General features: G+C 46.2%; 7 protein-coding genes. 1 reads left to right on the top strand and 6 read right to left on the bottom strand.

The genetic code is table 11. The features are described 5' to 3' along the window. Together AC1DWN_RS08880 and AC1DWN_RS08875 are read right to left on the bottom strand one after the other, a co-directional pair. Positions 1-432, bottom strand: a 432-nt coding sequence (locus AC1DWN_RS08880) for a hypothetical protein (RefSeq protein WP_477558541.1), incomplete at its 3' end; no start/stop codon positions are given. Positions 433-521: 89 nt separating this feature from the next. Then, positions 522-1,304: an HAD family hydrolase gene (locus AC1DWN_RS08875; RefSeq protein ID WP_477558540.1), complete on the bottom strand. Its 783-nt coding sequence runs from the start codon at positions 1,302-1,304 to the stop codon at positions 522-524. 182 nt (positions 1,305-1,486) lie between these two features. Between AC1DWN_RS08875 and AC1DWN_RS08870 the strand changes: the two genes are divergently transcribed. Next, entirely contained in the window at positions 1,487-2,230 is a 744-nt protein-coding gene (locus AC1DWN_RS08870) for a hypothetical protein (protein ID WP_477558539.1), read from the top strand. Between the two features lie 35 nt (positions 2,231-2,265). Here AC1DWN_RS08870 and AC1DWN_RS08865 read toward each other — a convergent pair whose 3' ends face one another. The 4 genes from AC1DWN_RS08865 to AC1DWN_RS08850 are packed head-to-tail and all read right to left on the bottom strand — an operon-like array spanning position 2,266 to position 6,638. Beyond that, positions 2,266-3,582, bottom strand: a complete 1,317-nt coding sequence (locus AC1DWN_RS08865; protein ID WP_477558538.1) for a sialidase family protein — start codon at positions 3,580-3,582, stop codon at positions 2,266-2,268. Positions 3,583-3,616: 34 nt separating this feature from the next. Then, positions 3,617-4,249 (bottom strand): histidine phosphatase family protein, encoded by a 633-nt coding sequence (locus AC1DWN_RS08860; protein WP_477558537.1) that lies wholly within the window; start codon positions 4,247-4,249, stop codon positions 3,617-3,619. A gap of 28 nt (positions 4,250-4,277) precedes the next feature. After that, a complete protein-coding gene (locus AC1DWN_RS08855; protein ID WP_477558536.1) occupies positions 4,278-5,564 on the bottom strand; it encodes a sialidase family protein in 1,287 nt (428 codons plus the stop codon). A gap of 12 nt (positions 5,565-5,576) precedes the next feature. Continuing rightward, positions 5,577-6,638 (bottom strand): Gfo/Idh/MocA family protein, encoded by a 1,062-nt coding sequence (locus tag AC1DWN_RS08850; RefSeq protein ID WP_477558535.1) that lies wholly within the window; start codon positions 6,636-6,638, stop codon positions 5,577-5,579. Positions 6,639-6,665 lie beyond the last annotated feature (27 nt).

Below are 6,665 nucleotides of genomic sequence, written 5' to 3'. Positions count from 1 at the left end.
CTGCTGGATCGCCTCATTCATGTAGCGTCCAGTTTCCTCCCACATGCCGAAAGAGCCATCCTCGATTGATCGCGCAACATCCTCCGACGTTTCTCCTAGAAAAGCCAGCTCGAAATCGTGAATGCTCGTTGCTCCGTTTCCTGATACATGAGTTATAATCCCATTTCGCACCAGTTCAATGACATAACGAGATAATCCATTCTTAATAACATGCGCGCCCATCGACCAGATTACGGGCTTACCTGCTGCTCTCGTAGTAACGATGAGATCGATCAATTCGTCGAACGCTTGTTGCTCATCTGGTGTCTGACGCCATTCTTCAGTAGTTCCTGCATAAGGCTCCGCCATATTTCGGATCGTAACCAGATTCGTTCTCGAATGAACCGAATTCGTTTTAATAGAAGCAAACGACAATCTCTCATGAATCTTCATTGGATTCTGTCCTCCTTGGACTTAGCCCGAGATACTCTAGCATTCATACAAGCCAAGCCATGTCGTTCAAAACACTGGCCATCGGCAAGCTAAAATCCCAGTTGTGATAACCATTCGTCCATATTGCTAAAGTCGCCGGCAATCCAGTCTGCTTTCGCCAAGCGAAGCCGCTTTTCTTTGATCGGATTGATACCCTCTCTGCGTTCTTCGTCGCTAGCCAAKCCTAATGCTAGGCCGCCGGACTCTTTCCCCAGCTGAATCTCCACCTTGCCATCACCGATAACAGCAAGCTCTTCGCCTGCTAGACCTTTATAATGGATTAAATCCTGCAACACCTTTTCCTTAGAGCATTCTGCCTTGCCAAGCGGAGCACCCGCTATATCCTTAAAATAACTAGCTAAACCTAGCACTTCCGCTTCGCGCACGACGTCAGTATGATCGGTTCCGCTAGCGACATACATGTCTACTCCCCTTCGGTGCAGCTCCCGTACAAAATCAGCTGCGCCGCGCATCAAGTAATCTTCTGCTTGAAGCTCACCCCGGCTTAGTTTTTCAACCCTAGCTTTCACACGCTCAAGCAGCTGTCTATTGTATTCGGCTTTATATTCCCATTCATCCAACACCTGCTCATTCCAGCCTTTGGCACGTACCGTATCGACCAGCCATCTCATTTGATAAATCGTTTGGATACCAGTCGATTGGTCGATATATAAATCGATCTCCTGCTCCAAATCAGCGTTCTGACTTTCGGATAATTCGCTTCCTCCAACAATGCAATCCTTCATGAACGGTTTCATAATTTGTTCCCAACCGGCACGAAGCGTTGATAATGTTCCGTYAAAGTCGAATAAAACGACTTTAATTTGAGTCATAACTGGCTGCCTCCCTCGTTTTTCTTAAGGAATTACAGGAATTACTTTTCAAAATATATATTTCTTGTATATAACTCCTATTTATTTTATCATTAAGTTAAATAGCTGTATAGCCAATTTAATTTTGTCTTCCGCTTGAATAATCAAGCCCTACAAAAAAATAATAGATTGGAGTGAAGTACATGTATAAAACAGAAGCAACCTACGATTTCGAGGAATTGGCTAAGCGTAATCTGCATATCCATACCACCCATTCACCCTGCGCAATGCCAGAAATGAACGTTCATGCTATTATTCAGGAGGCAGAGAAGGACAATATCGAAGTTATTTCGTTTACCGATCATTATAATAGTACTGATTTCGAAATTATGGCCAACAACCAGAAGCTCAGAGACCAAGCCGCACAATGTGATACGAAAGTAAAAATCCTATATTCTGCAGAGCTCACAGCGTATGGCGTAGGAAAATTTTTAGATAGCATAGAAGTCAATCGACTAATCGACTATAGGCTTTATGCATATAACCATTACCATATGAATTACTGGGAGCATCCTGAAGAGAAAACGCCAAGGGGATACGTGCAGCATGCGATTGATGTACTGGAATCTCTCTTTAAGACCGATCGAGCGGACTGTATTTGCCACCCCTTCACCGGTCGGTTCATCCGTTGCTTTGACGATCGAACTCTGGTAACGAAAGCCTTTACGGATAATGAGTTGGGTGAGCTTTTGGAAAAGGGTAAAAACAGTCAGGTTGCGTGGGAAATCAACACCGCCGCGATATTTGGCGACCCTGATTTTGCAAAGCGTTATTGGAATATTGGCAAAGAGGTCGGCGTTGTATTCAATCTAGGTACAGACGCGCATAGCTTAGATTATGTTGGAACATCGCAATATGTGGAGCAGCTGAAAAAATTACTAGGCTAATAGGCTATGCGAACTGATTACACCACGGCGACATCCTAATAGACTAACTCCCTGAACTGTTTAATCACATGAAAAGATATGATATTCGTGTCATGAGCACTTTTGTTATTGCCGTCCCCAGTTCGGCTTGCTATATAGAGGTCCTGCCCATCTATAGCCATACTCGCATAATGGCGTGATTGCTTATAGGAAGTACCAGCATCCACTAGTCCTGCGAAGCACCAGTCTATGCAATTTTTGGAGAAATGAAGCTGAAGCCGATGTCTTTCATTATTGGGAAGACTAAACCGATCTGTCGGCAGCAAATCCGCTCTGGTCATACTATCAGTCGCTTGCGAGCTTAGAAGCCAGTATAGTTTAGTTTTTTCATCATAAAGGATATGGAACTTCATCTGTCCTCCTGGACAAGGTACAAATACGATTTTCTTACCTGATGGAACTTCCTCCAGCATTGTGGTTATCGTGCCATCTGCATTTTCTTCTGCTTTTGCGATTGCCGCAAAACCCGTCCCTCCCGTATGGGCACGCATCCACAAATGAAATGTGTGCCCCGTATTATCATAGAAATAATGATTTTCATCCATAATTTGAACGACGTTTGTTTCAAGCCATCCTATTGGTGCTATGCTTCTTCCTCCGGAGACCTCCGCTCTTTCCAGTCGATTCGTCTTAAAGAAAGGGACGGCAATCATTTCGATCTGCTCCAGCTCGACAGCATCTCTGAATACGAGCTCCGATGCAAAAGTCCAATTTTCACGTTTGTTAAGATCATCGCCAATTTTGCCCCTCATAAGAACTGGAGCCATCGCACTTACAGGCCAATCCTTCACGTCAAAATAACATATTTTCTCCATGACCAAGTACACATTCCCTTTAGCAAAATGTACATTTGACGGAGATTGATGCCACGCTTCGCCCTCCGTCAGTGCAGTTGGACGAGACCAAGTCTCGCCCTGATCATCAGATCGAATAATCATTAAATCACCGAAATGCCCCAATATATAAACCGAGCTGCCAGACACAAAAGGCCGTGCATGATGAAAGGGAAAGTCCACACACGGCTTCCAGCTCGTTCCTTTATCTTTGGAAATAAATGCTTTCCCGAGTGTAAAACGTCCCTTTTTCCGAAGCCTTTCTATCGCTCCTGGAACAAATTCAGCTCCGGGACCGCCCAGATCCATCGTTGCAATCAGATTGCCATTTGGAAGCACGGCTATTCCCGGGCTGTAGCAGTACAGGTTCTCCGGGTCTGGTGATTCKAATATTTTGGTAAAGTCTGGGGCTAAGGAATGAATCTTAAAATCATTTGATTGCATGGCAGCATCCCCTTTCATTCCAATCCATTGCATCATGGTAGCTCAAGCTTATTGTCAGGCACAGCAAGCTTCAGGCAAGCTTCGGCTTCTTTTCATTCTCACCGTCTAGAATGACTCGTGTGTCTCCCACATAATTCAGTACAGTCCGCTCAGGGGATACCGAGAGCCAGTAAATGCATCCATTGTTTTGATGAAAATAAACCGGGCTGTCATAAGGCAGCCCCAATGCAACCAGTAGCAAATGACGATTGAAGCCGCCATGTGCGAATACAGCAACGCGCTTGCCTTCGAATCGACTGCACAATTGATCATATATCCTTGTTGCACGTAGATGGCCAGCCTCAGCATCCTCATCCCCAGAGCAATACCAACCATCCGGCTCCATATCCTCATTAAATCGAGTCTCTGGATACAATTCGCATAACTGCTTCGTGCTCGGTCCCGTATAAGCGCCCTTGTTTCTGACCTCATACGTTTCCTTCCAAACTTCGATAGGCAGTTGCAATGCTTGCGCAAGCGGCTGCGCCGTCTCGATCGCTCGCACAAGCGGGCTCGCTATGATGTAGCCGATATTGGCATCTTTCAGACATTCGCCAACCTTAGCACCCTGCTGTCTGCCTAGCTCTGTTAGCTCACCATCCGGCATATCCTCTACAATTAGATTGCCAATGGATTGCCCATGACGAACAATAAATAGTTCCATAGCTGTATACCACCTTTGCGAATGTATATTAATAGACCAACTGGCGAAAGTTTTTCACTTTATGAAAAGTAATAATATTACCGTCATGCGAGCTTTTGGCTCTCTCGTCTCCAGAGCGGCTTAGAATTAGAAGATCATCACCATAAAAGGCCATACTGGCATAATGACGCGTTTGCCTTGGTGAATCCGTCTTGGCTACAAGCCCCGCGAAGCACCAGTCGATACAATTACTTGAGAAGTGAAGCTGCAGGCGGTTACGCTCATTGTTCGGATTGCGACCTCGTTCCGGAGGAAGCCTTTCTACTCGTGTCATGCTGTCAGTAGCTTGCGTGCTGAGCAGCCAATATAAGGAAGTATCTTGATCGTACAAAATGTGAAATTTCATCTGACCGCCCGGACAAGGGACATAAAGCATGGTTTGGCCTGAAGGCACTTGCTCCAGCATTGTCAGAATGCTGCCATMCTCCTGTTCAACTGCTTTGGCAAGGGAGGCTAAGCCTGTGCCTCCTGTATGCGAACGCATCCACAAATGAAAGGTCCGGCCATTAGGATCATATAAATAATGGCGATCATCCACAATCTGCACAACATTCGACTCTAACCAGCCTCTTGGATACATTTCCTTTTGCTTCGAATCGCTTGCTTCTGAAGGCTCTGGAGGAACTTTCTTCTCCGGAAAGAAGGGTACGCCGAACAAGTCGCTAGACTTTCCGGTAAGAGCCTCTTTCATTGTCAACTCTGAGGCGAACGTCCATGATTCCCGCTTAGTGAGGTCATCGGAGAGCTTTCCCCTCATTAATACAGGTGCCATCAGATGGGTTCGAAGCTCTTTTACGCCAGGATGGGTAATTCTCTCCATCACTAAATAGATGTTGTCTTTAGCGTAATGAACATTACAAGGCGATTGATGCCACACCTGGCCCTCAGTGAGCAGTGCTGGCTCTCCCCAGCTGTCGCCGCCGTCATCGGAACGCATTATAACTAGATCATTGCAGTGACCAAGCACATACAAGCTATTGCCTGCAACGAAAGGCCTTGCATGCATGAATGGAAAATCCGTCTTATGGATCCAGGTCTGACCACCATCATCGGAGATGAATATTTTGCCAAGCCATAACTTACCCCATTCAATTATTCGCTTTGGTCCAGGCATATCCGCAAGTCCCGATCCGCTCAAATCTAGTGTTGCAATCAATCTCCCGCTTGGCAGCACGGTCAGCCCAGGACTGTATGCATAGATACTATTAGGGTCGGGCGACTCATAAACGGCTACATAGTCCGAAGCCAGCTCTCTAACCGTATGTGATAGGTTCAAACTGCCGCCCCCTTAACCAAGCTGTACTTCTCTTCCCAATCGGGCTGATTCATAAACCGCATCAATAATTTTGATCATATCAACGCCTTGCTGCGGGGTGAAAATAGATTCTTTACGCCCTTGCACCACATCGATGAAATGATGGATATTGGCAACATGCCCGTGTCCATTCTTATTGACATGCGGCTGAATATCGCCAATTTCTCCTTCAATTTCAGTAAATAGTTTCAAGTCGTCATTTATCAGACTAAAGCCTGACTTCGTTCCCCGCAGCTCGACGAACCGTGTCTCCTCCTCGATATTAGACGCCCAGCTAAATTCAATTTGCAGCGTTGCTCCATTCGAGAAGCGTATAAAACCAGTAGCCAAATCCTCCACATCGAATACTCCCTCGGATTCCTTTGTTCCGAATGCGCTATGCTCCGAGTCGGACAATTCCGTTTCCGCGAATTTCGTGTAGACCGCACCGCTAACCGCAACTGGAGTCGGATTGCCCATAATCCAGACCGCAAGGTCGATCATATGAACGCCCAGATCGATAAGCGGACCTCCGCCAGACAGTTCCTTCGTCGTAAACCAGCCGCCTTTGCCTGGTATGCCTCTCCTGCGAATCCAGCCGCAGCGGCCCGTATAACATTCGCCCATCTGACCATTCTCTACATAACGTTTCAGAAACTGTGATACGGCACGGAATCGGTTGTTGCGCATGACCATTAACACTTTGCCGCTCTCTTCAGCCGCTTGCTTCATTTTGATTGCTTCTTCAGGGTTGATCGCATCCGGCTTCTCGCAAAATACATGTTTACCAGCCTTCAATGCAGCGACTGCAATTTCAGAGTGATATTTATTGGAAGTACAAATGCTGATAATATCCAAGTCATCTCGCTTTAACAGCTCTTTATAATCGGCATATACATCCGGAATGTCATACTCATCTGCAATTTTCTGTGCAACCTCCAGCCTCACATCACATAGCGCTGCAATTTCTATCTCAGAGCTCGCGAGCCACGCTCTCATATGTGCACCTTGGAACATGCCGCCTGTGCCTACGGCTCCCAGCTTTAATTTGTTCATACTGCTGTCATCCTCCCTGATCTGTCG

The sequence above is a fragment of the Paenibacillus sp. P4_A7 genome (assembly GCF_056402455.1).
This window is presented reverse-complemented; position numbering and strand designations above follow the sequence as displayed.